This window comes from Anaerotruncus sp. 1XD42-93 (genome assembly GCF_009917605.1).
Taxonomy (GTDB): domain Bacteria; phylum Bacillota; class Clostridia; order Oscillospirales; family Ruminococcaceae; genus Anaerotruncus.
Genome location: NZ_QZEG01000028.1, coordinates 1 through 25,422, shown reverse-complemented (window position 1 = coordinate 25,422; position 25,422 = coordinate 1). Strand labels below are relative to the sequence as shown.

The following is a 25,422-nucleotide window of genomic DNA, read 5'->3' as shown; positions in this document are numbered from 1 at the left end:
TCCTTTTCCCGGTCATGGTTTATACACCACGTTGTTCTCGCCAAGCAGTTTTTTCAGTTCCCGCTCAAGCACCGCGTGGTAATGCACCCAAAGCCCCTTTGAGGCGATGTTATAGGTGCCGCTCTCTTCAAAATAAAACACAACTTTGATCCCATCCTCCTTGTCGGGCGCAAAGATCGACAGAAGATTTTTCACCTTGTCGTAAACCGGCCCTCTGCCGCACTGCATCCGGAGGTAAACCGCAGCGTTTTTGCTGGGAGCCGGAACTTTTGGGGAAGCAACGGGCTGGCGGGCATTCAGGGTCCCTTCCTTCATCGCCAACTCGAACTCCGCCGGCGACCAGACAACGTCAGCGACCAGTTTTGCCTCCTCTTCTTCCCGCATCGATACCTTTGCCCGCAGAACCACCACCGCCCCCTCCCTGAGATGGGACGAATAACTGTTCAACACTTTTGGGAATACCAACAACTCAACGCTTCCGCTCGTGTCCTCGAGTTGGACAAACGCCATCATCTCCCCGCTTCTGGTGGATTTCAGCCGTTTGCCGTTCACGATCGCCGCCACATAGATGCTGTTCCCGTCGTGGATGCCGCTTCCGCGCTCCTCCGCTGCGGTCACATCCGCAATCAAGGTGCACTGGTATCTGCTGACCATCTCCTGAAACCGAGCCATCGGATGCCCGCTGATATAAAGCCCGGTGGTTTCCTTCTCCATCGCCAGCAGGCGGGTGGGGTCATATTCCTCCACCTCCGGCAGCGCATAAGTATTCTGCGACGAAAGGGCTGGGTCGTCAAACAGGGTGATCTGCCCTGCAATATTGTTTTTGTTGGAGGTGTCAATATCGTCGATCAGCGGTTCGTATCCCTCAAGCATCTGACGCCGGTTTCCGCATACGCAGTCGAGCGCGCCTGATTTAATCAGGCTCTCGAGTGCGCGCTTGTTCATATCCTTGCCATACATCCGCTCACAAAAATCGGTGAAATCGGTAAACTTACCGTTCTGCCGTTCTGTAATCAGCTCACGGATCATCCCTCGGCCGATATTTTTAACCGCAAGCAGGCCAAACCGAATAGAATCCCCCGCCACTGTGAACCCTTCGCCCGAGATGTTCACATCGGGGGGAAGCACCTTGATCCCAATGCGGGAACATTCGTTGATATACTCGATCACCTTGTCGGTATTTTCAAGCACGCTGGTCAGCAGCGCCGCCATGAATTCTTTCGGATAATGCGCCTTGAGATAGGCGGTCTGGTTGGCAACAAACGCATAGGCTGCTGCGTGAGATTTGTTAAATGCGTAGGAGGCGAATGATGCCATCTCATCGAAAATCTGATTGCCGACTGTGCGCGGCACCCCATTCTGTTCCGCGCCGCTGACAAATACCTCCCGTTCCTTCTCCATCACATCGTGCTTCTTTTTAGACATGGCGCGGCGGACGAGGTCGGCACGCCCGTAGGAGTAACCGCCAAGTGTACGGCAGATCTGCATGACCTGTTCCTGATAGACGATGCATCCATAGGTGACCTCAAGGATCGGTTTCAGCAGCGGGTGCTTGTAGGTGACTAGGCTTGGGTTATGGCGGTTGCGGATGTAAATTGGGATTGAATCCATCGGCCCGGGACGGTAGAGAGAGATGACCGCAATCAGGTCTTCCAGTGAGGTTGGGCGGAGCTGGGCGATCACCGCGCGCATCCCCGCCGATTCGAACTGGAACACCCCGACGCACTGTCCCTTGGTAAGCATCGCAAATGTTTCCGGATCATCGAGCGGGATATTATCAATGTCAAAAGAGGGATTTTCCCTCCGGACCTCCTGCTGTGCGTAGCTGATGACTGTCAGGGTGCGCAGTCCAAGGAAATCCATCTTGAGCAGCCCAAGCTCTTCGAGGGTGGTCATGGTAAACTGGGTGACCGGCATCGTCTCTTCGCTCTTATAGAGCGGAACGTAACTGTCTACCGGGTCGCGGGTGATGACCACCCCGGCTGCATGGGTAGAGGCATGGCGGGGCATCCCCTCGATCTTGCGTGCCATATCCAAAAGCTGCCGGACCTTTGGATCGTTGTCATACTGGAACTTCAGCTCTTTGGAGACCGAAAGTGCTTTATCCAGAGTCATTTTCAGCTCAAACGGAACCAGCTTGGCGATCCCATCGATCTGCTGGTAGGGCATCCCGAGCGCCCGTCCAACATCCCGAATCCCACCGCGTGCCGCCATGGTTCCAAACGTGATAATCTGCGCCACATGATCGGAACCATACTTTCGCACCACATAGTCTATGACTTCCTGCCGCCGTTCATAGCAGAAGTCAATATCAAAGTCAGGCATACTGATCCGTTCCGGGTTGAGAAACCGCTCAAACAACAGATTGTAGCGGATTGGATCAATATTGGTGATCCCGATGCAATAGGCGGCAAGGCTTCCCGCACCCGATCCGCGCCCCGGCCCCACCGGTATCCCGATACTCCTGGCATAGTGGATAAAATCGAATACGATCAGATAGTAGTCAACATATCCCATCTTCCGGACGATGTCAAGCTCGTATTCCAGCCGCTCGGTGACCTCCGGAGCGGGCGTTTCCCCATAATGCCGGTGCAGCCCCTCGTAACAGAGACGGGTAAAATAGGCAGCATTGTCCTCCCCAGCCGGCGCAACGAAGAGCGGCAGCCTGGTGTGCCCAAACTCAAACGCAACGTTACACATCTCCGCAATTTTCAGGGTGTTGTCGAGCGCACCGGGATAATTGCCGAACAGGTACGCCATCTCCTCGCGGCTTTTGATGTAAAATTCCTCAGTTTCAAACTCAAGGCTCCCCGGTTCGTCTACGGTCGTATTGGTCTGGATGCAGATGAGCACGTTCTGCATCTTTGCATCCTCTTTTTCGATATAATGCGCGTCATTGGTAGCAACCAGCCCAACCCCAATCTCTTTCGAAAGCTGAAGCAGACCGGGCAAAATCTGCCGCTGGAGCGGGATGCCATGATCCTGAAGCTCCAGGTAGTAATTCTCCGGGCCAAACAGGTCCCGGAAGTAAATTGCAGTTTCCTTTGCGCGCTCGTAGTCACCTGAAGCGAGCGCACGCGGAACCTCCCCTGCCAGACACGCCGACAGGCAGATCAGCCCTTCGTGGTACTGCTCGAGCAGTTCGCGGTCGATCCGGGGTTTGGAATAGAACCCCTCGACAAACCCAGACGACACCATCTTAATCAGGTTCTGGTAGCCGGTATTGTTTTTGCAGAGCAGGACCAGGTGATAGGGGGCATTATCCACCTTATGCTGCCTGTCAAATCGGGTGCGCGGCGCGACATATACCTCGCATCCGATAATCGGTTTGATCCCGTTTTTCTTCGCGCATTTGTAGAAATCGACCACCCCAAACATAACCCCATGGTCAGTGATCGCCACAGCACTCTGTCCGAGCGATTTTGCGCGTTCGATCAGCCGCTCGATCCGGCAGGCCCCGTCCAGCAGGCTGTATTCAGTATGCACATGAAGATGCGCAAAATCACCCATATGATAACACCCTCTCTTTCATGAAATCATTCTGTTTTCGCGTGGTGGGCGCCTGCTCGAAAAGCTGTGATGCAAAGCAGGCTCCCCTCACAGTCCTTTGGCCGCAGGCACAAAAGACTGTTTCTGGTCTTTTTAAGAACCTGTATTCATAATCAGGGGATGCCGGATGGGCGATGGATTTTGCTGGCCTGCAAGGCGAAAAAACGCAGGCAATACTTTGTGTATTGCAAGGTCTTTCAACGCAAGCAGGCCAGCAAAAGACCCGCTCAGACGGCGTCGAATGGTTGTGAATACGGGTTCTAAGTATACCGGCTCTATGCTACCACCGCAGCAGCCGAATCCGGCGAATCTGCGCCTGTGCCGCCCAGCAGAAAACGATTGGAAGCAACAGAAAAAGCATCCGACAGGCAGCGGCGCAGAGCAGATAACGGGAAAAATGGAACGCCTTGCTCAGATGAAACAGGCTGTAAACCACTCCCGCAACCGGCATCAGCGCCATTGATGCCACTGTAACAGCCTCGACCACACGGCGGGGCCTCTGGGCATGTCCCGACTGGATCAGCACCCATCCGGAAAAGACCGAGACCAGCACCACATAGACTGCTGTACCGATTTCAAATCGCGCGAATGTCTTAAAAAACGACTCAGCGGTTTGCAGGCCCATAATCTCGATATAGATTCCCTGCATATCGCGCAGCTCCTGCGCAAGGCAGGCCCGCACAAAGAGAACCCCCGCAAATCCAAGTAAAATCGAAACGGACGCGACAATCGGGTAAAACCGGGAGACCCGGCGGTAAAACGGCAGATTCCCTGCCAACAGCAGCGCAACCGCGCAGAAGATTCCCACAGTCATCCGATCCCCTCCTTTGTTTGATCCGTCATGTTGTCAAAAACGGACTAATTCCAGATCGCTTACAAGCTGTTTCACAGTTCAAGTTTTACCCAATATTCCGCATCACCGCCGCGCTGGGGGCCGGGCTTCCTGCAAGAGGCACAAAATGGATTTTTCAGATGTCTCTGAGAGTGACCGCTGTACCGGATACATTCACCATCAGCATTCCGTTGTTGGACCCAAGCACCTCATAATCCACGTCAATTCCAATCACCGCATCCGCACCCAAAACAGCCGCACGCTGTTGCAGCTCCTGTATGGCCGCTTCCCGCGCACGCATCAGTTCTTCTTCGTAGGCGTTCGAACGCCCTCCAAAAAAATTGGAAAGCCCTGCAACGAAATCCTTGACGAAATCCACACCTGCTATCACTTCGCCGAATACGATGCCTTTGTATTCAACGACCTGTTTCCCTTCAATATTGTTGGTTGTTGTTACGATCATAGCTGCATTCCTCCTCATTTCCAAACCTGAACCTGTGTTCATTCTGTCTGCGGCCCTTTCGCACGCAGATTTTCGGCAAATTCGGAAATCCGCTTGAGCCGGTGATTGACCCCCGAACGGGAGATCGGCGGTGAAAGCTGCTCCCCAAGCTGCCGCAGCGAGAGGTCCGCACCCGAAAGCCGCAGCCGCGCCAGCTCCTGAAGTTCCTCGGGAAGCGTCCCGATCCCACCGCTCTGCTCGATCAGCCGGATGTCCTCGATCTGCTCCACCGCTGTATTGACTGTCCTCGTGATATTGGCGGTCTCACAGTTGGTGGCCCGGTTGACCTTGTTGCGCAGGTCTTTCACGATCTTGACTTCCATCAGTTCAAGCGCAGACCTGGGCGCGCCAATCAGGGTTAAAAGGTCCTCGATCTGTTCGCTCTCTTTATAATAGAGCAGATAGTCATTGCGCCGCACTGTCGCTTTCGGTGCGGCGATCTGTCCGGCAAGAAGCTGTTCAAGCAGGGCGCAAAGCTCCTTCCTTTGGGTCGCAAACTCCAGATGATAGCTCTTTTCCGGGTCAGAAATCCCCCCGCAGGCGAGAAACGCCCCGCTCAAAAATGCCGGTATCTCGTCAGGAGAATCCGGAACCGGCCAGACCTCCAAGTCGGCATCCCGCCCAAATGCCAAAAGCACCGCGGCCCGATCGGCAGAACTGTCAACCTTTACTGCAAAAATGCTCCTGCGATCCCCGCGCCTGATCTCCTGTACAGTGATGCTCCCGCTTATCCCAACCAGGTCGGTGATGCTGTCCGCGTAGAGCCGCGCAACCTTCCGATGCTCGGTATGGATCGAGATAGCATCCCGATCGAACCGCCCTCCGAACGACAGAAGGCCGCAGGCCATCGCCCTCTGGCGGCGCTGGCGAAACGGCCTGTTGCTGCATATCTCACTTTTGATCCGGTGCGCAAACGACATCTCCCTGCTCCTTGTCTTTTCTGGTATCTTTTTCAATGTCACGGTGACTGATCTGATACCATACCTTTTCCTCCTGCAAATGTTCCCCCAGAAGCTGCGCGAATACCACCGAACGGTGTTTCCCGCCGGTGCATCCCACCGCAACTGTGAGCTGCGTTTTTCCCTCATCCCGGTAGAGCGGCAGCAGATAGTCCACGAGGTCGAATAGCTTGGGGATCAGGTTTTGTGTCTGCTCCCATTTCAGGACATACTCCCGCACTGGCGCCTCCAGACCGGTATGGTACTTCAGCTCAGGGAGATAAAACGGGTTGGGCAGGCAGCGCACATCAAAGACCAGGTCCGCTTCCCGGGGCAGCCCGTATTTAAACCCGAATGACATACAGTTGACCAGCATCGCCTGATTTTTGTCGTCGAGGAAGATGCCCACCACCCTTTCCCTGAGCTGTTTTGCAGAAAGATAAGTGGTGTCGATCACATAATCGGCGCTCTCGCGGATTCGTTCGAGCAAAGGGCGCTCCGCCGACAGCGCCTGTTCGATCGAAATACGGTCTCTGCCCATTAGAGGATGGCTGCGGCGGGTCTCCTTATATCGCCGGATCAGGACTGAATCCTCGCAGTCCAGGAATAAAATCCGCGCCGAACGCCTGTCGTCCAGGAGCTGGGAAACCCCTTCGAAAATATCTCCAAATACCTCCCGGCTGCGGACATCCATCACGATAGCAACCTTGTCCGTCTGATTTTCCGCCTGCATGCACAGCCCGGCAAACGACCTGAGCAGCCTCGGCGGCAGGTTATCCACGCAATAGTAGCCGATGTCCTCCAGCGCCGCCACTGCCTGGGATTTCCCCGCGCCCGACATACCGGTAATAATGACAAATTCCATAAGGCATCCCCCTCCAGCCTTCCTGCTCCGGATGCCGGGGCACTGCCGGCCCGGCACCGCGAACTCACAAAACAAGCCCTAGAATCCCATCTGTTTTACTTCACATTCCAGAGAAAAGCCGGTCTTTTCCCTCACCTCGCACTGCACCAGTTCGATCAGTGCAGACATATCCGCACAGGTCGCGTTCTCATAGTTAATTAGGAAGCCGGCATGTTTCTCGCTGACCATCGCTCCGCCAACCCGCCGCCCCTTCAGACCACACTGGTCAATCAGCGCGGAGGCATATGCCCCCTCCGGACGCTTGAAGGTACTGCCTGCACTCGGGTATTCGAGCGGCTGTTTTGCCCTGCGGCGGTCCATATAGTCCTCCATCCGGGCATGAATCTCCTCCGGGTCCCCTTTTTTCAGGCGGAACACCCCTTCGGCCACCAGCAGTTCGGGATGGCCCGTGAACCAGCTCCGCCGGTAGCCGAGCGCGAGGTCCTCCCGTTCATGCGGGGCGCCCAGCGCATCCAGATAGACCACCTTTTGCAGAACGTCCGCCATCTCCCCGCCGTAAGCGCCCGCGTTCATGCAAACTGCCCCGCCCACGCTTCCGGGGATTCCGTAGGCGAACTCAAGCCCCGAAAGGCCGCTGCGCCAGGCAAAAACACAAAGCGCGGTCAGGCTGGCCCCGGCAGGGCAGACCACCACTTCCGGATCATCCGGGGAGATGTGCGGGTGTGCCTGACGTTCATCAAGTGAGAGCACCGCACCGCGTATTCCCGCATCCGAGACCAACAAATTGGAGCCTTTTCCGATATAGGCCAGCGGGACGCCCAGTTCCGCCGCTCTGGAGATCACCTGCCCTGCGACCGCACTGTCCGCAGGACGCAGGAAGAGCCCGGCTGGCCCGCCGATTTTTAAAGTTGTATGCGCCGCCATCGGCTCGTTCTCAAACGCCGGACAGCCAATCGCATCGCAAAACGCTCGAAGCGCAGAAAGATTACCCATGCAGTCCCCCATTAAATATGCTGAAATTGTTTGCCTAAAAGCGCCGCGCCGATGATCCCCGCGTCGTTGCCCAGTTTGGCCTGTAGGATCGCCGCACAGTTGTTCGGGTCATGGTTGAACGTCTGCGGATAGGTGCGCTCCCGGATCGGTGCGAAGAACGGCTCTCCTTCCTTGCAGATGCCGCCGCCGATCACCAGAGCTTCCGGCTGGATCAGGCTGATGATGCCCGAGATCGCGTTGGCGATGTTGTCGATGTACTGATCGACCACTGCGGCGCCCGCTTTATCCCCCATCCGCATCGCGTCAAACGCTGTGCGCCCGTTGACCGGATCAAGGCTTCCGCCGGTGATCTCCCACATTTTGGATGTCAGGTCGAGCTGCATCGCCTCCCGGGTGATTCGGATAAGCGCGGTCGCGGAGCAGTAGGATTCGATACATCCACGCCGCCCGCAGGTACAGGGCACCCCATCCTTGACCAAGCCGACATGCCCCAGTTCGCCACCTTTGTAGTTGAAGCCGGAAAAGATCCTGCCATCGATCACAATGCCGCCGCCCACGCCGGTCCCAAGCGTGACCATCACCATCGAGCGCAGGCCCTTGGCTGCGCCTGCCATCAGTTCGCCATAGGCAGCTGCATTCGCGTCATTCTCGATATGAATCGGCTTGTCGATCCGCTCGGAGAGGATTTTTTTGAGCGGCACATCGTGAAAGCCTAAGTTATTGGCCAGCCCGATCATCCCCGTTTCCGGATTGGCGGTGCCGGGCGACCCCACCCCTACCCATTCGACCTGCTCGAGGGTGATCCCCGCATCCGCAATCGCCTGATGTGCGGTTGCGATCATATCGTCCGCTATCTCCTCCGCCGGGTGGAATACCTTGGTTTTGGCGTGGCCGCGCCCAATGATCTGGTAGTTTTCATCCACAACGCCGGTGGCAATATTGGTCCCTCCGAGATCAATTCCAACGTAGTATTTCATCCTTTGCACCTCATCTTTCCGATTCTGTTTCTATGAGCCTTCTGCCGGATTTTTCCCGCGCAACCGCGAGGAACCGGTCGTAATCAGTGTTCAAGACCAGCTCTTCGGGAAAAGCAATCTCCCGAAGCATCTCGAGCGCCGGGCCGACCTGCCCGATCTCGGTAAAAAAATGCGCATCCGAACTGCAAACAATCCGCACACCCTGACGCTTGCAGGCCAGTGCGACCTCCCGGCAGCGCTCCCGGGAACCAGGCCGGGCGGAAAACGAGTGCGCGTTGATCTCGACAATCTTGCCGTTCCGGGCAAATGCCCGCATCACTGTATCCATGTCGAACGGATAGCGCGCGTCCCCACAGTGCCCGATCACATCCACCAGCGGGTTTTCCGCTATGGCCAGCCAACCGCGCGTGTGGTCCTCCACAGTGGACGGCTGGATACAGACCGTGTGGTAGGATGCGATTACCCAGTCCAGCTGTTCCAATGAGCGGGCAGAGAGGTCCAGCCCTCCATCATAATCCATAATATTCGCCTCTGCACCTCTGAGTACCACCACCCCATCCAGCCGCTCGGGAACCACCTTGGGCAGATTCCGGAAAAACCATTCATGCGGCCCGTCGGTCATCGCCGGGGCATGCTCGGTGATGCAGAGGAATGGCATCCCGATTGCGGCGGCATAACGTACATTTTCGTACAGGGTACTGAATGCATGGTCACACGCGCAGGTATGGCAATGAGTTTCCGCAACAACCTCCACAGCGGCCGCCTCCTTTCTCTATCAGAACGAGCTCCAGTCGGAGCCACCGTCCGGTTCCACCATGCCGAGCTTTTCGAGCAGCTCCTGCGCGGCATTGTAGCCCATCCGTTTCTGACGGTTGTTCATCGCAGCTACCTCAATGATGATTGCGATATTCCGCCCCGGCTTCACCGGGATGGTGAGCGATGGGATTTGAATGCCGAGCACATCAGTGTATTCGTCGTTCATGCCCATGCGGTCGTAGACCTTGCTCGCATCCCACGGTTCGAGCTGGACCAGCATATTGATCTTTTCGGTCATCTTGACTGCGCCGATGCCGAACAGACGGCGCGCATTGATAATCCCGACCCCGCGCAGCTCCATAAAGTGGCGGATATTTTCAGGCGAGGAACCGACGATGGATTTGTTGGAGACCCGCCGCAGCTCGACCGCATCATCAGCGATCAACCGGTGCCCGCGCTTGACCAGCTCGATCGCGGCTTCGCTCTTTCCGACCCCGCTCTCCCCCATCAGCAGGATTCCTTCGCCGTATACTTCGACCAGCACCCCATGCCGGGTAACCCGCGGCGCAAGCTCGACGTTCAGTTCCGCGATCAGGGCTGCGAGGAAGGATGAAGTACCCTCCGAGGTGCGCAGCAGCGCGACCTCATTTTTCTCCGCAGCATCCCGGATGCGGGGTGGGAAGTCCAGATTGCGGGTGATTACCACTGCGGGCGGCTTGTTGGCAAAATAGTTGTCGATCCGCCGGGCACGCTCCGCTTCATCAAACTGCTCGAGAAATGCCAGCTCGCTTTTCCCCATAATCTGTATCCGCTGGTTGTCAAAATAATCGAAAAAGCCGCTCAACGGCAGGCCAGGACGGTCGATTTCGGGGGAAGAAATCGAGATATCTCCAGCTTCCTTCGGAAGGTACAGCACCTCAAGATTAAAAATCTTGATGAGTTTTTGCAGAGGGACGATAAATTTTGTAGCCACCTATACACCATCCTCGTTTTTTATGTTTTCCATTGACGCGTGTTTGCTTCATTTCCCAGTTGACCTTGAAACACGGCTGCAAATGCATTTTGCTTCTGTATAGATTCTTCTGGGCATATTATAGCGCAAAACCGCTCATCTTTCAATCAATATTTTGGACACCGCCCAATTATTTTGCCAAACTTCCGCCGTTCCTTCTCCCTTTTTTTCTAAAGTGTCAAGAAAAAAAGGAAAGCCACCGCCTTTGGCGGTGGCTCAGGGAAACAGCTATGACAATCGCCTGCGCAGCATCGGGTGATGCCGGCTTTCTGCATTTTTCGAGAAGTTCGTCAATATGGGCTGCCTGCTGGGTTCTCGTCTGTTTTGGGATTTTCCAAACTTCAGATTGATCGGGAACGGCCAAACCCGCGTTCCTCCAGTGCAGCCGGAAACGCTTTGGGATCGGCTGGTATCGCCATCTCCGACCGGTTCCAGTGAGAAAGATAGGCCGCTTGGATCATCTGGAGAGACCGCACCCCTTCCTGTAGGCTGCACATAATGGGGGACCGCCCTGCGACCGCCTCCGCAAAGTTAGCGAGCGCAGCTGCCTGCTGAATTTCGTTCGTCCCGTCATCGAATGAAAGCCGCTCAACAGTGCTGGGAATTTCCCCAAACGGCTGGGTACAGGAAATGGTAAACGCCCGCTCTTCCTGTGCGAGACGGCAGATCTCGACTTCCCTGCCGTCGGTGACCACGATTCTGCCTTTGGTCCCGCAAATTTCAAGGCGGTCGGTGCCGGGCTGCTCATGTCCGGACGCGATAAACTGTCCATGTGCCCCATTTGCGAAGGTCAGGAGCAGTTCCGCTTCGTTTTCCACCTCGATCGGACGGTTGACCGTCCCACAACGTGCCAGAACCGAAACCGGCATCCCGCAGAGCCATTGAAGGAGATCGAGCTGGTGGGATACCTGCGTCATCAGCAGTCCGCCGCCCTCCCCCTGCCAGCTTCCGCGCCACGCGCCCGACGCATAGTAAGCGTTTGGGCGGTAAAGGGTGGTAATCAGCCAGGTTGCGCGCACCAGCTCGCCGAGAAAACCCTCCTGAATGAGCGACTTGACCTTGCGGTAGGCTTGGGACATCCGGCGGTTATACATCACGCCGCCCACCAGCTCCGGACGCTGTTCGAGCGCCGCGACTGCCCGGTCAACTTCATCCATCCAGATGCCGGCCGGCTTTTCGGTCAGCACATGCAGACCCGCCTCGAGTGCGGCCTGCGTCATCGGCGGATGCTGCCCATTCGGCGTGCAGACTACCACCGCGTCTGCCGCACCCGAACGGAGCAGTTCACTGTAATCGGTAAAAACTGCGGCATTGGTCAGCCCACAGGAGCGGACTGCTTCCTGGATATTCTCCAGGCTGCGGCTGCACAATGCGGTGACCTCTACACCGGGGACCTGCCCCTGGCAGATCAGTCCGATATATTTTTTTGCAATCATGCCAATCCCGGCAAATCCGAGCTTCAGCATAATCGTTCCCCCCCTTTCGGTTCAGACAGGCGTCGAACCCTGTTTTTTATCTCTGATAAAAAGGACTTGTTTTCTCCCGCAAAAGCCCCTCTCTACACCTTTTTAATCAAACGCAAGACGGAAGAACCCAACCAGTTCATTTTCAAAAAAGTTGATCCGTTCGTGCAGATAGTTCGGATAAACCAGATGCCGCTTTGGACAGCCTGCCCGATTGTAGACCGCATACTGTGCCGCAGGCAGCGCAACAGTATCCATCAGCCCTGTACCGAGCAGCAATTCCCCACGCAAAAGCGGGGCAAAACCGCAAAGATCCACGTAGCCGAGCGCCCGGAACAACGCCTCCTCCTTGTCGTGGGCCGGATCGTCATTGCGGAACTGCTCCCGCAGTCCGGCGCAAAGCCCCTCGCGCACACCGGATTCCCACACCTTATAAAAATCTGCGGGCATTGGATGCAGAGCGGCACACTTTACGACCCGATCCGGGAGCATTGCGGCGGTCACGATTGCCAGCCCGCCGCCAAGCCCTTCGCCCCATGCCAGCATCCGCGTGCTGTCTACCCCCGGGAGTGTCCCCGCGAGATGGGCGGCAGTGAGTGCGTCGGTATAAAGCTGCGTGAGTGACAGCCCGGCAGGCCCATCCTCCCATCCTTTGGTCAGACTGTAGCAGCCTTCCCTGTTTTCCAGCGCCAGCACCGCACAACCCAGCGCGATAAACCGGGTCATATGGTGCCAGCCGCGCGTTCTGCGTGCATTATCATGAAACATCAGTACAACCGGTGCCGGCGTCCCCTGTTTCGGCCGCAGAAAACGCGCGGTCAACAGTTTCCCATCGGTTGCAGGGAAGGTCAGCTCCCAATAGTCAGCCATCGGATTGTGGAAGGGAACCCGGTTCCAAACCACTGGACGGGGCTGGGCCGCATTCTGGTTCTGCTCCTTCCAGAACGCGGTGAAATCCTCCGGGCAGAACGAGCTTCCGGAGTAGCTTTCGAGTGTCTTGACTGTCTCGGGAATGCTCACACCGTCTCCCCCTCTCCGAAGAAATCGAGAATCAGATCATCGAATGCCTGAATCTCCTCATGCTCAAACTCGGGATAAAAATGATGCTGCTTTTTGCAGGTAAGGTTGTTGTAAACCGCAAATTGGGTCGCAGGCGGGCAGATCGTATCCGAAAGTCCGGTCCCAAACAAAACCTCGCATCGCACCAGATGTGCAAAATTATGGGAATCAATATATCCCAGCTTGGTAAAAGTTTCGGTTTTCCGCTCGCCTGTGGGGTCAAACCAGCGGAAATAATAGCGGATGCCTTCGTAGGCGATCTGATCCGCTCCAAGCTCCCAGACCTTCTGATAGTCGCTCAGGAACGGGTAAAGAATCGCTGCTTTGCGGATCAGGTCGGGATTGAGCGCGGCACATGCAATCCCGATGCCGCCGCCCTGCGACGCTCCGTTGACATAAACCCGCGTCAGATCAATCCCTTCCAGCTTCCGGACGATCCGCGCCAGAATACGGATATTCTGGTGCAGGCGGACATAGTACATCTCTTTGGGATCGCCATCCAGGCCCGCCACAATATGCCCCGTGACCGTCGTGCCGGTGTAGCCGCCGATGTCCTGCCCCAGTCCGCCCTGGCCCGGGCAGTCGAGCGCGATCAGGGCGCAGCCCATCCCCGCGAACGACGCCTGCTCGAGCCAGCTTCTGCCCGCCCCCGGGTACCCATGAAACTGGAGCACCAGCGGAACCGGCTGTTCCGAATGGGGCTTGAGATATTTTGCATAAAGGCGCGCGCCGCCCATTCCGGTAAACCAGAGGTCCAGGAAATCGCAGGTCGGGTAGGACGGGACCGCCGCCGGGTTTAGTTCCCAGTCGAGCGGGACCGACTCCGCCTCTTCCATGCGCGCTGCCCAGAAGGCATCAAAGTCTTCCGGCATGGGGTTTGTACCTTGATAGGTTTTTAACTGTTCTAATTCCTGCGGGGTAATCATCCCTGCCATCCCTCCTGAAATTGGGCGGTGGTTCCGCTGTCTGTTTTCTTGACTAGGATTGGGTATGCCTGTTCCGGATCCTGCTGCGGGAAGTCGCTTCGATAGTGGGAGCCTCGGCTCTCCCGCCGCAGCCGCGCGGCTTTGAGAATCGCAAGCGCAGTCTCGAACCGCAGCGCCAGCCTGCGCGACTCTGCAACCTGCCGCACCGCACCGCCCGGCGTTTTGGCCAGCCCTTTCTGCATCTCGGTGACCTCCTGTTCCGCGGCCGCAAGGCCGGCTTCCTCCCGTTCGATCATCGCCGCCCGGGTCATCGCCGCCCGCAGGCATTCGAGCGGTTGTCCAGGGGCCGGTGTATGCCACAGGTCAAACAGAACATCTACAGGAGGGCACTCCGCCTGCCGGCAAAATACCGCTGCCGCACGCCCGGCCTTGCCGCCAAATACCAGTCCATTCGCGGTCGAAAGCCCACCAATCCGGTCCGCTCCATGCATCCCACCAGTAGCTTCCCCGCAGGCGAACAGCCCTGGGACGCCGGTAGAACCATCCGGCGCAATCCGAACCCCGCCATTCGCCGCGTGCGCAAAAATCCCGATCTGAATTGGGTCATCCATTGTAAGATGCTTCGTTTCTGCAAGCCAGTCGAAGTAGGTTTTGACAAACTCAGGCGGATTCTGACGAAGCGTCTCCTGATACCGTACTGTCACGCCCGATTTATCCGCAAGGCAGGCGCGGAAGATTGCGAGGTCAACCAGTTTGGAGCCCAAGCGCGCGGTAAACGGCCCGTGGGTCGAGCGCTGGACAAGCAGTTTCTCGGTTTCCGCATCAAGCAGCGGGCTGCCGTCTGGATGCGAAAGCTGGGTGAACCGGAAGGTCTTTTCATTAAAGATGGTTTTGTACGCCGGGGAGAGGTAACCCGGCATCATCTGCATAAATTCAAGGTTGATGAGCGTGCATCCTGCATGGAGCGCAAGCGCCTGCCCAATCCCTTCGACATCATCGGTGCAAAGCCGTTCCTCAAACAGGGAACCGTACCCACCGGTCGCCAGCACAAACGCCTTGCAGCCAAAGCAGCGGAGGGAATCCCCCTCCGCTGCGATTGCACCGCAGACGCACCCGTCCTGAACAACCAACTCGAGCAGCTCACAATGGGGCAGCCGGGTAATCCCCAGCGCATCCATCCGCTGGGAGAATACCTCCCGCGCGCTCGCAAACTCGATGCCGTTCCAGTCCCGATGCTTATGGTCAAAGCAGGGGATAAACTCCTTTTCGCTGCTCTGCGCGCGGCGAAGCCTGACCCCCATCACGCGGACCCGTTCGATTGCCGGGGAAATACCGTCCACGAACGTCTCCACCATTGCGGGGTCCGCCATGCCGCATCCGACCTCACGGATGGTGGCTGCGAGATCCTTCCGGTCGGATGGGTCTGCCGGGCCGATCAGCCCAAGCCCCCACGTCCCAGGATAAAAGCTCGAACCGGAAAAGGTCTCCCCCTTGCTCATCAGGACCACCGAACAACCGGCCTCTGCCGCCTCGATCGCGGCCATAATTCCGGCGATCCCGGCGCCCGCAACCAGCACATCACAGACGTGATCCACCGAAATCCGCACAGTCTCCCTCTCTGCTGCGCAGCTCACCCTTTTTGCGCCACGCCATTGTCATACAGATGGCAGGCGCAGAAGTGGTCTTTGCCCTCGACCGTGTGCTTAATCAGCTTCGGCCGCTCTTTCTTACAGATTTCCATGCACTTTTTGCAGCGTGGATGGAACAGGCATCCGTCCGGCGGGCGCACCGGGTTGGGCACGTCGCCTTCGAGAACGATCCGGCTGTGCTTATGGTCCGGGTCAACAATCGGGATTGCCGAAAGCAGCGCCTCGGTATAGGGATGCATCGTATTGTCAAAGATTTGCTCGGTATCCGCCAGCTCGACAATCTTCCCAAGGTACATGACCGCGATCCGGTCGCTGATATACTCGACCACGCTCAGGTTGTGGGTGATAAAAATATAAGTCAGGTTGCGTTCCTCTTTGAGCTTCATCAGCAGGTTGAGCACCTGCGCCTGGATCGAAACGTCGAGCGCTGAAACCGCCTCGTCGCAGACGACCATCTCCGGGTTGACGCAGAGCGCCCGCGCAATGCCGATGCGCTGCCGCTGGCCGCCCGAAAACTCATGCGGATAGCGGTCCATATACTCGCGGCGCATGTTGACCGCCTCAAGGATATCACCGATGATCTTCCGCTGCTCCTCCTTGTCCTTGACGCCGAAGTGCCGGAGCGGGTCCGCGAGCGACTGGAAGATGGTGAACGACGGGTTTAGCGAGGAGTACGGGTCCTGAAAGACGATCTGCGCGCGTTTATGAAGCATCTGCTCGTCCTCTTTGGAAAGCTTGCGCAGGTCTTTTTTGCCGCCGCCCGATTCACCGAAATCATACATCATGGTGCCGTCAGTGGCGTGGACCAGCTGGATGATCGATTTTCCGAGGGTGGTTTTTCCGCAGCCCGACTCCCCTACCAGCCCGAGCGTTTCTCCCCGGTAGATGTCGAGGTCGATGTCGTTGACCGCCTTAACATGGTCTGTTATCTTGTTGAAAAAACCGCTGCGGATTGGGAAGAAGGTTTTTACGCCCCTCAGTTCAAGCAGGATTTCCTTGTTCGCTACACTCATCCTCTTCACCTCACCTTTCTGATTCGGACCCGGCTTTCGCCACGCTGCCATAGACCTGATCGGCATTCCAGCAACGGACCGAATGTCCCGCGCAGACGGGCGACTCGGGCGGCATCTCGTTGCACTTCTCACAGAAGAAATCGCACCGCGGGCCAAACTGGCACCCCTTCGGACGGTCGTACGGGTCCGGTGTGGAGCCGCGGATCGGCTGGAGGTTCTGGTTTTTGCCCTTATGGAGCACCGGGATCGACCGCAGCAGCGCCGAGGTGTACGGGTGTGCCGGATGCTTGAGCACTTCTTTGACCGATCCCCGCTCGACGATATTGCCCATGTACATGACCGCCACATCATCTGCAAGCTCGCTCACCACGCCCATGTCGTGGGTAATCAGCATGACTGCGGTGTCATGCTCGGTCTTGAGCTTTTCCATCAGCTCGAAAATCTGCGCCTGGATCGTCACATCGAGCGCAGTGGTCGGCTCGTCGGCGATCAGCACCTTCGGGTTGCAGCTCATCGCCATCGCGATCATCGCACGCTGACGCATACCGCCCGAAAACTCGTGCGGATACTGGTCGATCCGCTTTTCCGGAGTGGAAATGCCCATCTGGGTCAGCAGCTCAAGGGTGCGGGCGCGCCGGGCTTCCTTATCGAGCGTGGTGTGGTATTTAAGATTCTCCCCGATCTGGTAGCCGATCGTATAGACCGGGTTGAGCGCAGTCATCGGGTCCTGGAAGATCATCGCGATGTCCGCGCCGCGCAGGGAGCGCATCTCCTTGCCGTTGCGCTCGAGCAGGTCGATGCGGATATCCCCATCGGGGGCATGGTAGGTGATGCTGCCGCTCTCAATCCGCGAGAGCTTGGGCAGAAGCTGCATGATCGAGGAAGCGGTTACACTCTTGCCGCAGCCGGATTCCCCGACCACACAGAGGGTGCGTCCTTTATAAAGCTCAAACGAAATCCCGTTGAGCACCTTGTTGCAGCGTTTATCCGAATAAAAATAGGTTCTAAGATCCTTGACCGTAATAATCGCCTGTTGTTGCATCGTGTCGCCTCCTTAGCCCTGCTGGGTCGGGTCGGTGGAATCGCGCAGGCCATCGCCGATACAGTTGATCGAGATGACGAACAGGGATACCACGATACCAACCGGCAACCACATCCACCAGTAATTCTGCATGACATAAAGGTCCTGCGCCGCGTTCAGGATGTTGCCCCATGTCGCGACCTCGGGCGGGACGCCCAGACCGAGGAAGCTCATCGCAGCCTCATCGAGGATAAACATTGCGGTCGAAAGGGTCAGGTTGACCACGACCGGTCCGATCGCATTCGGGAGCATATGCTTGTAGGCGATGACAAAATCGTTCAAGCCAAACGCCTTCATCGACTGTACATACTCCTCTTCACGCAGCGAGAGCATCTTGGCGCGAGCCTGCCGGTAGACAGCGCCCCAGCCAGTGATGATGAAGATAATCACGAGGTTCCAAAGCCCGCGCCCGAAGATCGAGCCGAGCATAATTACGAGGATCAGCTGCGGGAAGGACATAAACACCTCGGAAAGCCGCAGGATCACCTGGTCAAGCAGGCCACCCTTGTAGCCGGCATAACAGCCGAGCAGCACGCCGATAATCGCCGCGCCCATCGCCGAGCCAAGCCCGATCAACATCGAGAGCCGCCCGCCGTAAAGGGTGCGGGTAAAGACATCCCGTCCGAGCTTGTCGGTGCCGAACAGATGCTGCATAGAGGGCGGTTTCGTCATCTGGGTGAGGTCGGTCATCTGGGGATCGTAGGAGGAGATGACTGGCGCAAGCAGGCAGGCGAGGAAGATGATCGCAAAGACCGCCACGCCGATCACCGCCAGCCGGTTGCCGAGCATCTTGCGCAGCGAACGGTTCATTTTGCTTCTTTTGAGCAGGCCCGCTTCCTCCGCATCGCGCAGTTTGTCAAACTTCCGGTCGAGCCGGGTTCTTTTCCTGGTCAGTTCAGCCGTCATGTTTGCGCCCTCCTTATTCCAATTTGACACGCGGGTCGAGGATTGCCGTCAGGATATCCACCAGGAAACTCGCCATCAGCACCGCGAGCACCGAGAACAGCGCAATCATCATGACCAACGGATAGTTCTGGCCGGTAACAGCCGTTTTGAACGCATTGCCGATGCCGGGCCACTGGAAGATCGTCTCGATAACCACCGAACCGCCGATCAGCGTCGGCAGACGGAATCCGATCAGAACCACCACTGGCGTGAGCGAGACACGGAATCCATGCACCAGATTGACCCGCCACTCGGGAAGCCCCTTGGCGCGGGCGGTTTTGATGTAGTCCTTGTTCATTGTGTCGAGCATACTTGAACGGGCATAACGCATGACGCCAGCTGTCAGCGAGATACCAAGCACGCTCGCGGGCAGGATCAGGAATTTCAGATGGGCAAATGCCCCGGTCATACCGGGAGCGGTGCGTCCTCCGATCGGCAGCCAGCCGAGGTTGAGTGCAAACACCACGATGCAGACCATGCCAAAGAAGAACTGCGGGATCGAAACGCCGATCATACCCGCAACCGTGAGCAGGTTGTCGCCGAGCGAGCCTTTTTTCAGTGCGCTCAGGATGCCCAGAACGCTTCCGAGTATGGTCGAGATGAAGAGCGCCGCGAGCGAAAGTTCAAGCGTTGCCGGGAAAAGCTGGGCAAGCAGGTCTTTGATCGCTACGCCGTTGGTGATCGAATATCCGAAATTGCCCTGCAAAAGCTGCCAGAGCCACTTCAGATAACGAAGGAAAAACGGGTCGTTCAGCCCGTAAAGCTCACGCATCTCGGCAAGCTTCTGCGGGTCGATGTTTGCGAGCTGGTCGGGCGAGAACATATACGAGATCGGGTCGCCCGGCGTAAGATCCAGCCCCCAGTAGATCAGGAATGTGATGACGAGCACCATCGGGATCATCAACAACAGTTTTTTCAGGACGTATTGCAGCGTATTTCGCATTTTCCACCCTCCTTGGGATCAAAATAGGGTAAAAGGAAGAGGCGGCATCCGCCGCCTCTTCCTAACGAAGCCTGTTTCGCGCCCGAGAAACACACAACGGGCAGCGGAACCAGGGTTTATGTCGCTGAGGCGCCGTGATCCAGATTATCCAACAGTCCAGTTTTGGATATCCCAGTCATAATTGAACTGCGGATTCGCTTTCTTGATATCACCGATCCGGTCGCTGGTGATCAGGAAGATCGGCTGATAATAAAGCGCCATTGTGAACATTGACTCGTTCTCATATTTAGACAGCTCTTTGAAAGCCGCAATCTGCTCTTCCATCTTGGGGGAAGCGTTGGTCGCGTCGATCAGCTCGTTGAGCTTTGCGTCCTCCGGGGTATGGGAATTGGTGGGGGAGCCGGTGCGGTAACGGTCATAATACTCGTGCAGGGAGAGCGCTGCGTTTGCCGCATAGCACATATCCCAGTTGACCGCTGTCGGGCCGTTGACCTGGTCCGCCGGAGCCGCCCACAGCAGGGTTGCAAGGTCGCCCTGTACCAGCTCAAATTCCATCTTGATGCCGACCTGTCCCAGGAACGCCTGGATTGCCGTCATCAGATCGACCGTAGCCTGATCGGTGTAGTAATAGACTGTTTTGAGGGTGGTATTCGGATCCCAGTTTGCCTCGGCGAGCAGCTCCTTGGCTTTCTCCGGATTGTAGTCATAGTTTTCCAGCCCGGATGCCTTGTCCGCTTCGCCCGGGATCAGGCTGTTTGCCGGAACCGCCGAACCCTGGAACAGGGTCTCACAGATCGTTTTCATGTCGATCGCATACCGGATCGCCTGACGTACCCGCGCATCTGCCAGCGGCGAAGGAGTACCATCGGTCTTGGAGAATTTGTTGAGGTAGAGCAGGCGGGTATACCGGACGTCAACCGGAGTGATGGTGATGCCCGGAGTGCCCTCCAGCGACTGAACGTCCGAGATCATCTTGGTGTAGCCATAGTCAAGCTGGCCGGATTTGGCGCGGGTAACGATGTTCGGGTCGCTGTCGCCCGCGCTCGGCAGGAGCTGGATTTTGAAGTCCGCAACGCCGTTGTAGTACTTGTCAAACGGAGCCAGAATCGCATAGTTCTTCATCTGCACGTCCTCTACCATGAACGGGCCGGAGCCGATCGGTTTCTGGAAGTAAGGAGCCTGCTGGACCTGGAGCGGATCCACATCCGCGAAACACTTCTTCGGAACCGGAGCGAACTGAGTGAAGGTCAGCAGAGCGTCAGGCGCGATGCTGTCAAACGCAATCGTGATCTTCTGCCCATCAATCACAATACCGTCAAACGTCTCGTTGATGTCGCCATTCGCATCGGTGCTTCCCGCAATCGCCTTGAAAGTCGCGAGGAACACCGGGTTGACCACTGCGGTTTTCGAGACGTACTCAATGCTCCATTTGATGTCCTCCGGGGTGATCTTCTCACCGTCGTGCCAGTAAGCGTCATCGCGCAGTTCGAAGGTCAGGGTCTTGCCGTCGTCACTGTAGGAATAGGTTGCCAGTGCGTCGGGATGGTCAGGGATCGGGCTGAGGTTTTCATCCGCCACGATCAGGTGGGAATAAAGCGCTTTGGAATAGGTATAAGTACCCGGGTTGAGCCACGGGGTCTCAAAGAACTCTTCCGGACCGCCGTTGGAATAGATGATCTTCGCGCCGTCCGCCGAAGGAGCCGGAGCCGCAGGCTGTGCCGCACTGGGCGCCGCCGACGATGCTGCTCCGGGGTCTGCCGCCGGAGCGCTGCCCGAACCCCCACAGGCAGTCATCCCCGTCATTGCCAGAACGAGCAGCGTACTGAGCGCGCGTTTCCACATCTTTTTCATATTGGGTTGTTCTCCTTCCTCTTTTGGAACTTTCTGGTTTATGTGCCGTTGACATAAAGCACTGGGTAAAATACTAACCTCATTATAGACCCGATGAAAACCATTTTCAATTATAATTGTCTACGAAAATTCTATTCAAAGTTTGTCTATTTCGCTTATTTTTTTTACTTTTATAAAAATATCTTGTAAGTTTTGCACCTTGCCTATATAATTGAAAAGTAATCGTGACAATTTGCACCATTGCGAAAGGCGGAAACGATATGGATAACATCCTGGATAGAGTCATCCAGAACTATCATTTTTTTACACGATCGGAAAACAAGGTCGCTGATTACATCCTCAAGGCCAAACAGGAGATTCAGAGTATGACGATCTCCGAACTGGCTGCCAATTGTGGCGTTGCCGAGGCGACTGTTACCCGGTTCTGCCGGTCGCTTGGCTGCAAGGGATTCCACGATTTTAAAATGGCGGTCGCACTTGCGGTGCTTTCCCCGGAGGGGGGTTCGGCGTCTGAGCGGTACGGGATGTGCGGGGAGGTGCACGCTGAGGACAGTATTGAGGAAAAATGCCGAAAACTCTGCTATATCGGAACCGAAGCACTCCAGCAGACCTGCACCCTGATCGAGCCTGAGCAGATTCGTGCAGCGGTCGACTGCCTCTTTCAGGCCAGGTGCGTCTACTGTTTCGGGCAGGGCAACTCCTCTATTACTGCGATGGAGGCGTGGGGCCGGTTCTCATCGGTCACCCACAAATTCCATTGGATTTCCGATGTGCACATGCAGGCTTATACCGCTTCCCTGCTTGGCCCGCAGGACGCAGTCCTCTATTTTTCGTTTTCAGGGGCAACCCGTGAGCTTTCCGAGATTGGAGAGCTGCTGCGCCAGAACGGCGCGCGCATGATCCTCATTACCCGGTTTCCCAATTCTCCAGGCGCCTCCTATGCCAGCCCGATCCTGATCTGCGGGGCGAACGAAGGCCCCTTGCAACAGGGTTCTCTTTCCGCCAAGATTGCCCAGCTCTATCTAATCGACGTGCTGTTTAACGAATATTGCAGCCGCGATCTCGAGCGGACGATCGAAAATCGTGCTAAAACAAGCAATTCTTTGCGTTCCAAGCTGCTATAAAAATGAAGAAGGACAGACTACCGCCTGCCCTTCTTCGCTCTGTATGCATCAAACAGCGGTCAACACCTGTCTCCCGCCAGATATTCCTTGGCGTACCGTTTTGGGGAAGTCCCCGTCAGGGTGCCAAAGGTACGGATAAAATGTTCGTTGTTCCGAAATCCGACCGCCTCGCCCACCTCCTGCACCCGCATTCCCTGACGAAGCAGCTCACGTGCCTTGAGCACCCGGCACTGGATGATATATTCGATCACGCTGAACCCAGTGGCGGACTTGAAGATGTGGCAAAGATGGTATTTATTGATAAAAAACCGCGAGGAGATCATGTCCAGGGTGAGCGGCTCGGTGATGTGCTGCTGTATGTACTCGAGGATCGGGGCGACCCGCGCAAATTCAGGGCTGAACATCCCTTCTTCCCGCCCGATCGTTTCGAATGAGGTGAACACCTGAAGCAGAAACCGCATCAGCAGGATCACCCGTTCAATATCGCTGCCAAACCGGCTGTTTTCGGGCGCGGCAAGCTGTTCAAAAAGCTCCACCAGTTCCTGGGTCTGCTCCTGATCAAGACGGGTGCAGTGGCCCGCCTGACGGATGCTTGCGAGGAAATCGGTCTGCGACGTGGAAAAAGACTGCAATGCCGAAGGCGGCAGATGCATCACGTACCGCTTGTAAGCATCGTTTGCGATGCTCTTGTGAAGCGTCGCTTCTCCCACCAGCAGCAGGGTGCCGCAGTGCAGCGGGTAGAGCTCGTTTTCAATGAAAAAGTCCCCTCCATCCGAAAGCGAAAGCAGGATTTCCACGTCCTCGTGGAAATGTGGACGGTCCATGTGCCATTTATCGTCCCGGCTGAGCCGGAGCTGGTATTTCGCCTGTATCAACGCCATTCCCCCTTTGCAAAGCCTGTAGCTGAAAATCGGCAGGCTTCACCCTGCAAAAACAGTATAGCATAAGACAGCAAGATATGCAAACTATCCGCAAAAACAGTCAAATTTCAAAAAACACTGTGCAAACCTGTCGCTTTGTGGATTGCCTGTGAATATTTTTTAGTCGAAAAAGACAGAACTTTTGCCTCTCTCTTTCCGGATTCTTAAATCTAACACAACATATGCAAGTTTTTTAACAAATCTTTATAAGTAATCCTGCTCAGAATGTGTTATACTGGAAATACAGAGGAACACTTTCCTAAATATCCTGATCCTTTTGCGCTCCGGCGCATCCGGGCGGTGTCCGCCCTGCAAAATACATATTTTTGGAGGTTTTATCGTGAAAAAAGTGTATCAATTGTCTGATGCGATTTCCAAGTTCGTCCACGACGGCGACTACATCGCATTCGGCGGCTTCACCACCAACAGAAAGCCGATTGCCGCTGTCTCGGAGATCATCCGTCAGGGTCAGAAGGACTTTATTCTCGATTCCGGCCCGACCGGAAGCGATGCTGATATGCTCATCGGCGCCGGCCGCGTAAAAGCCTACATCAACTGCTACACCGCCAACTCGGGTGTTACCAACGTTTCCCGCCGGTTCCGCCACGCGATCGAAAAGGGCGAGATCCTGTTTGAGGACTACTCGCAGGACGCTGCGGTTCTGATGTTCCACGGTGCAGCGCTCGGCCTGCCGTACGTCCCGATCCGCATGATGCTCGGCACCGGCCTGGTCGATCACTGGGGCATCAGCAAAGAGGAGCGCCAGAAGATTGACAAACTGCCCAACGACAAATTCCTGATCCAGGACGATCCGTTCAATCCCGGTAACCAGATTGTCCTGCTGCCGGTCCCGAAGATCGACGTCGCGATCCTCCATGTCCAGATGGCTTCGTTCGACGGCACCTGCCGCATTGATGGCGACGAGTTCCACGACGTTGACCTCGCAATCGCTTCCAAGCATTGCATCGTCACCTGCGAAGAGCTGGTCACCGACGAGTATATCCGCCGCGAGCCTTCCCTCAACACGATCCCCGGCTTCTGTGTTGACGCGGTTGTCCACCTCCCGCATGGCGCACATCCGTCCCAGTGCTATGGCTGCTATGACTATGATAACCCGTTCTATGTCATGTATGACAAGGCGAGCAAAACACAGGAAGATTTCGACCAGTTCCTGAAAGACTGGGTCTATGATGTCAAGGATCATAATGGTTATCTTAACAAGGTTGGCGGGGCGCGTCTGGCGGATCTGAAGGCGGTTCCCGGATTCGGATATCACACCGATATGACCAAGATGGCACAGGAGGGTTAATCAATGGCTGACTACACCAACTATACCAATAGAGAAATGCAGGCGATTTCGATCGCCAAATCGATCAGCGATGGACAGATCGCGATCGTCGGAACCGGCCTGCCGCTGATCGGCGCTGCGCTGGCAAAACGCATCTACGCCCCCAACTGCACCCTGATCGTCGAGAGCGGCCTTATGGACTGCGCTCCGATCGAGGTTCCCCGCAGTGTCGGCGACATCCGCCTGATGGCGCACTGTGCGGTGCAGTGGCCGAATGTCCGGTACGTCGGCTTCCAGGCCAACGAGTGGCTGCATGACACCTCCCGTATGGTCGCGTTCATCGGCGGCGCACAGATCGACGCTTACGGCAACGTCAACTCGACCTGCATCGGCGACTATCACAACCCGGTCACCCGGTTCACCGGTTCGGGCGGCGCGAACGGCATCGCCACCTTCGTCAACACGATCATCATGATGCAGCATGAGAAGCGCCGCTTCATGGATAAGATCGACTATGTCACCAGCGCTGGCTGGATCGACGGTCCGGATGGGCGTGCAAAGGTCGGCCTGCCTGCAAACCGCGGCCCGCAGATGGTTGTTACCGATCGCGGCATTATGAAGTTCGACGAGCAGACCAAACGTATGTATCTGTACGGCTACTAGACGGTGTCGTCAATAAAGAAGGAGCCAAATAGCAATACAACGTATTTGGACAGCAGCAGCGAAAGAAGCGGCA

21 protein-coding genes and 1 pseudogene are annotated in these 25,422 nt (G+C 56.4%); 3 read left to right on the top strand and 19 right to left on the bottom strand.

Annotation, left to right across the window (positions count from 1 at the left end; translation table 11 throughout):
- Positions 1-12 precede the first annotated feature (12 nt).
- The 18 genes from D5269_RS10900 to D5269_RS10815 form a co-directional block, all read right to left on the bottom strand.
- Complete coding sequence (locus D5269_RS10900) at positions 13-3,510, bottom strand: DNA polymerase III subunit alpha (protein WP_120483759.1); 3,498 nt, start codon at positions 3,508-3,510, stop codon at positions 13-15.
- A 319-nt stretch (positions 3,511-3,829) separates the two neighbouring features.
- Positions 3,830-4,363, bottom strand: coding sequence for a hypothetical protein (locus tag D5269_RS10895; RefSeq protein ID WP_016315295.1), 534 nt, complete (start codon positions 4,361-4,363; stop codon positions 3,830-3,832).
- A gap of 154 nt (positions 4,364-4,517) precedes the next feature.
- Positions 4,518-4,844, bottom strand: a complete 327-nt coding sequence (locus D5269_RS10890; protein WP_016315294.1) for a putative heavy metal-binding protein — start codon at positions 4,842-4,844, stop codon at positions 4,518-4,520.
- 38 nt (positions 4,845-4,882) lie between these two features.
- On the bottom strand, positions 4,883-5,803 hold the full coding sequence (whiA, locus tag D5269_RS10885) for a DNA-binding protein WhiA (protein WP_120483758.1): 921 nt from the start codon (positions 5,801-5,803) through the stop codon (positions 4,883-4,885).
- A complete protein-coding gene (gene rapZ / locus D5269_RS10880; protein WP_016315292.1) occupies positions 5,775-6,686 on the bottom strand; it encodes an RNase adapter RapZ in 912 nt (303 codons plus the stop codon). The genes whiA and rapZ overlap by 29 nt, the downstream gene beginning before the upstream one ends.
- A gap of 78 nt (positions 6,687-6,764) precedes the next feature.
- Complete coding sequence (gene murB / locus D5269_RS10875; protein WP_022788245.1) at positions 6,765-7,679, bottom strand: UDP-N-acetylmuramate dehydrogenase; 915 nt, start codon at positions 7,677-7,679, stop codon at positions 6,765-6,767.
- Between the two features lie 11 nt (positions 7,680-7,690).
- Positions 7,691-8,656 (bottom strand): ROK family protein, encoded by a 966-nt coding sequence (locus tag D5269_RS10870; protein WP_016315290.1) that lies wholly within the window; start codon positions 8,654-8,656, stop codon positions 7,691-7,693.
- 10 nt (positions 8,657-8,666) lie between these two features.
- Complete coding sequence (locus D5269_RS10865; protein WP_016315289.1) at positions 8,667-9,410, bottom strand: phosphatase; 744 nt, start codon at positions 9,408-9,410, stop codon at positions 8,667-8,669.
- Between the two features lie 21 nt (positions 9,411-9,431).
- Entirely contained in the window at positions 9,432-10,385 is a 954-nt protein-coding gene (gene hprK, locus D5269_RS10860; protein ID WP_120483757.1) for an HPr(Ser) kinase/phosphatase, read from the bottom strand.
- Positions 10,386-10,765: 380 nt separating this feature from the next.
- Positions 10,766-11,890: a Gfo/Idh/MocA family oxidoreductase gene (locus D5269_RS10855; protein ID WP_120483756.1), complete on the bottom strand. Its 1,125-nt coding sequence runs from the start codon at positions 11,888-11,890 to the stop codon at positions 10,766-10,768.
- Positions 11,891-11,992: 102 nt separating this feature from the next.
- Entirely contained in the window at positions 11,993-12,907 is a 915-nt protein-coding gene (locus D5269_RS10850) for an acetylxylan esterase (protein WP_120483755.1), read from the bottom strand.
- Positions 12,904-13,881, bottom strand: coding sequence for an alpha/beta fold hydrolase (locus D5269_RS10845; RefSeq protein ID WP_243150779.1), 978 nt, complete (start codon positions 13,879-13,881; stop codon positions 12,904-12,906). Before D5269_RS10845 ends, D5269_RS10850 begins: the two co-directional genes overlap by 4 nt.
- Positions 13,869-15,506: an FAD-binding protein gene (locus tag D5269_RS10840; protein ID WP_199735688.1), complete on the bottom strand. Its 1,638-nt coding sequence runs from the start codon at positions 15,504-15,506 to the stop codon at positions 13,869-13,871. Before D5269_RS10840 ends, D5269_RS10845 begins: the two co-directional genes overlap by 13 nt.
- Positions 15,503-16,534 (bottom strand): ABC transporter ATP-binding protein, encoded by a 1,032-nt coding sequence (locus tag D5269_RS10835; RefSeq protein ID WP_016315283.1) that lies wholly within the window; start codon positions 16,532-16,534, stop codon positions 15,503-15,505. Before D5269_RS10835 ends, D5269_RS10840 begins: the two co-directional genes overlap by 4 nt.
- A 10-nt stretch (positions 16,535-16,544) precedes the next feature.
- Positions 16,545-17,576 (bottom strand): ABC transporter ATP-binding protein, encoded by a 1,032-nt coding sequence (locus tag D5269_RS10830; RefSeq protein WP_016315282.1) that lies wholly within the window; start codon positions 17,574-17,576, stop codon positions 16,545-16,547.
- Between the two features lie 12 nt (positions 17,577-17,588).
- The gene (locus tag D5269_RS10825; protein WP_016315281.1) at positions 17,589-18,521 is read right to left on the bottom strand and encodes an ABC transporter permease; all 933 of its coding nucleotides are present in this window, start codon (positions 18,519-18,521) and stop codon (positions 17,589-17,591) included.
- A gap of 13 nt (positions 18,522-18,534) precedes the next feature.
- Positions 18,535-19,503, bottom strand: a complete 969-nt coding sequence (locus D5269_RS10820; RefSeq protein WP_016315280.1) for an ABC transporter permease — start codon at positions 19,501-19,503, stop codon at positions 18,535-18,537.
- 144 nt (positions 19,504-19,647) lie between these two features.
- Entirely contained in the window at positions 19,648-21,354 is a 1,707-nt protein-coding gene (locus tag D5269_RS10815) for an ABC transporter substrate-binding protein (protein ID WP_016315279.1), read from the bottom strand.
- A 260-nt stretch (positions 21,355-21,614) separates the two neighbouring features.
- Here D5269_RS10815 and D5269_RS10810 point away from each other — a divergent pair, with 260 nt between their 5' ends.
- A complete protein-coding gene (locus tag D5269_RS10810) occupies positions 21,615-22,478 on the top strand; it encodes a MurR/RpiR family transcriptional regulator (RefSeq protein ID WP_016315278.1) in 864 nt (287 codons plus the stop codon).
- Positions 22,479-22,537: 59 nt separating this feature from the next.
- Here the strand turns inward: D5269_RS10810 and D5269_RS10805 are convergent, their stop codons facing one another.
- Positions 22,538-23,359: an AraC family transcriptional regulator gene (locus D5269_RS10805; protein WP_081644903.1), complete on the bottom strand. Its 822-nt coding sequence runs from the start codon at positions 23,357-23,359 to the stop codon at positions 22,538-22,540.
- A 379-nt stretch (positions 23,360-23,738) separates the two neighbouring features.
- Between D5269_RS10805 and gctA the strand changes: the two genes are divergently transcribed.
- Together gctA and gctB are read left to right on the top strand one after the other, a co-directional pair.
- Positions 23,739-24,707 carry a glutaconate CoA-transferase subunit A gene (gene gctA, locus D5269_RS10800; protein ID WP_016315276.1) on the top strand — a complete coding sequence of 323 codons (969 nt, stop codon included), beginning with the start codon at positions 23,739-23,741 and terminating at the stop codon, positions 24,705-24,707.
- A gap of 3 nt (positions 24,708-24,710) precedes the next feature.
- A pseudogene (gctB, locus tag D5269_RS10795) lies at positions 24,711-25,337 on the top strand (glutaconate CoA-transferase subunit B); the annotation flags it as partial.
- Positions 25,338-25,422 lie beyond the last annotated feature (85 nt).

Excerpts from the sequence above, each read along its gene's own strand:
- D5269_RS10805 (WP_081644903.1), bottom strand. The coding sequence starts at position 23,359 with ATGGCGTTGATACAGGCGAAATACCAGCTCCGGCTCAGCCGGGACGAT.
- D5269_RS10855 (WP_120483756.1), bottom strand. The coding sequence starts at position 11,890 with ATGCTGAAGCTCGGATTTGCCGGGATTGGCATGATTGCAAAAAAATAT.
- D5269_RS10815 (WP_016315279.1), bottom strand. The coding sequence starts at position 21,354 with ATGAAAAAGATGTGGAAACGCGCGCTCAGTACGCTGCTCGTTCTGGCA.
- D5269_RS10870 (WP_016315290.1), bottom strand. The coding sequence starts at position 8,656 with ATGAAATACTACGTTGGAATTGATCTCGGAGGGACCAATATTGCCACC.
- whiA (WP_120483758.1), bottom strand. The coding sequence starts at position 5,803 with ATGTCGTTTGCGCACCGGATCAAAAGTGAGATATGCAGCAACAGGCCG.
- D5269_RS10845 (WP_243150779.1), bottom strand. The coding sequence starts at position 13,881 with ATGGCAGGGATGATTACCCCGCAGGAATTAGAACAGTTAAAAACCTAT.
- murB (WP_022788245.1), bottom strand. The coding sequence starts at position 7,679 with ATGGGTAATCTTTCTGCGCTTCGAGCGTTTTGCGATGCGATTGGCTGT.
- D5269_RS10820 (WP_016315280.1), bottom strand. The coding sequence starts at position 19,503 with ATGCGAAATACGCTGCAATACGTCCTGAAAAAACTGTTGTTGATGATC.
- D5269_RS10890 (WP_016315294.1), bottom strand. The coding sequence starts at position 4,844 with ATGATCGTAACAACAACCAACAATATTGAAGGGAAACAGGTCGTTGAA.
- D5269_RS10825 (WP_016315281.1), bottom strand. The coding sequence starts at position 18,521 with ATGACGGCTGAACTGACCAGGAAAAGAACCCGGCTCGACCGGAAGTTT.
- D5269_RS10810 (WP_016315278.1), top strand. The coding sequence starts at position 21,615 with ATGGATAACATCCTGGATAGAGTCATCCAGAACTATCATTTTTTTACA.
- rapZ (WP_016315292.1), bottom strand. The coding sequence starts at position 6,686 with ATGGAATTTGTCATTATTACCGGTATGTCGGGCGCGGGGAAATCCCAG.
- D5269_RS10900 (WP_120483759.1), bottom strand. The coding sequence starts at position 3,510 with ATGGGTGATTTTGCGCATCTTCATGTGCATACTGAATACAGCCTGCTG.
- D5269_RS10830 (WP_016315282.1), bottom strand. The coding sequence starts at position 17,576 with ATGCAACAACAGGCGATTATTACGGTCAAGGATCTTAGAACCTATTTT.
- D5269_RS10835 (WP_016315283.1), bottom strand. The coding sequence starts at position 16,534 with ATGAGTGTAGCGAACAAGGAAATCCTGCTTGAACTGAGGGGCGTAAAA.
- D5269_RS10895 (WP_016315295.1), bottom strand. The coding sequence starts at position 4,363 with ATGACTGTGGGAATCTTCTGCGCGGTTGCGCTGCTGTTGGCAGGGAAT.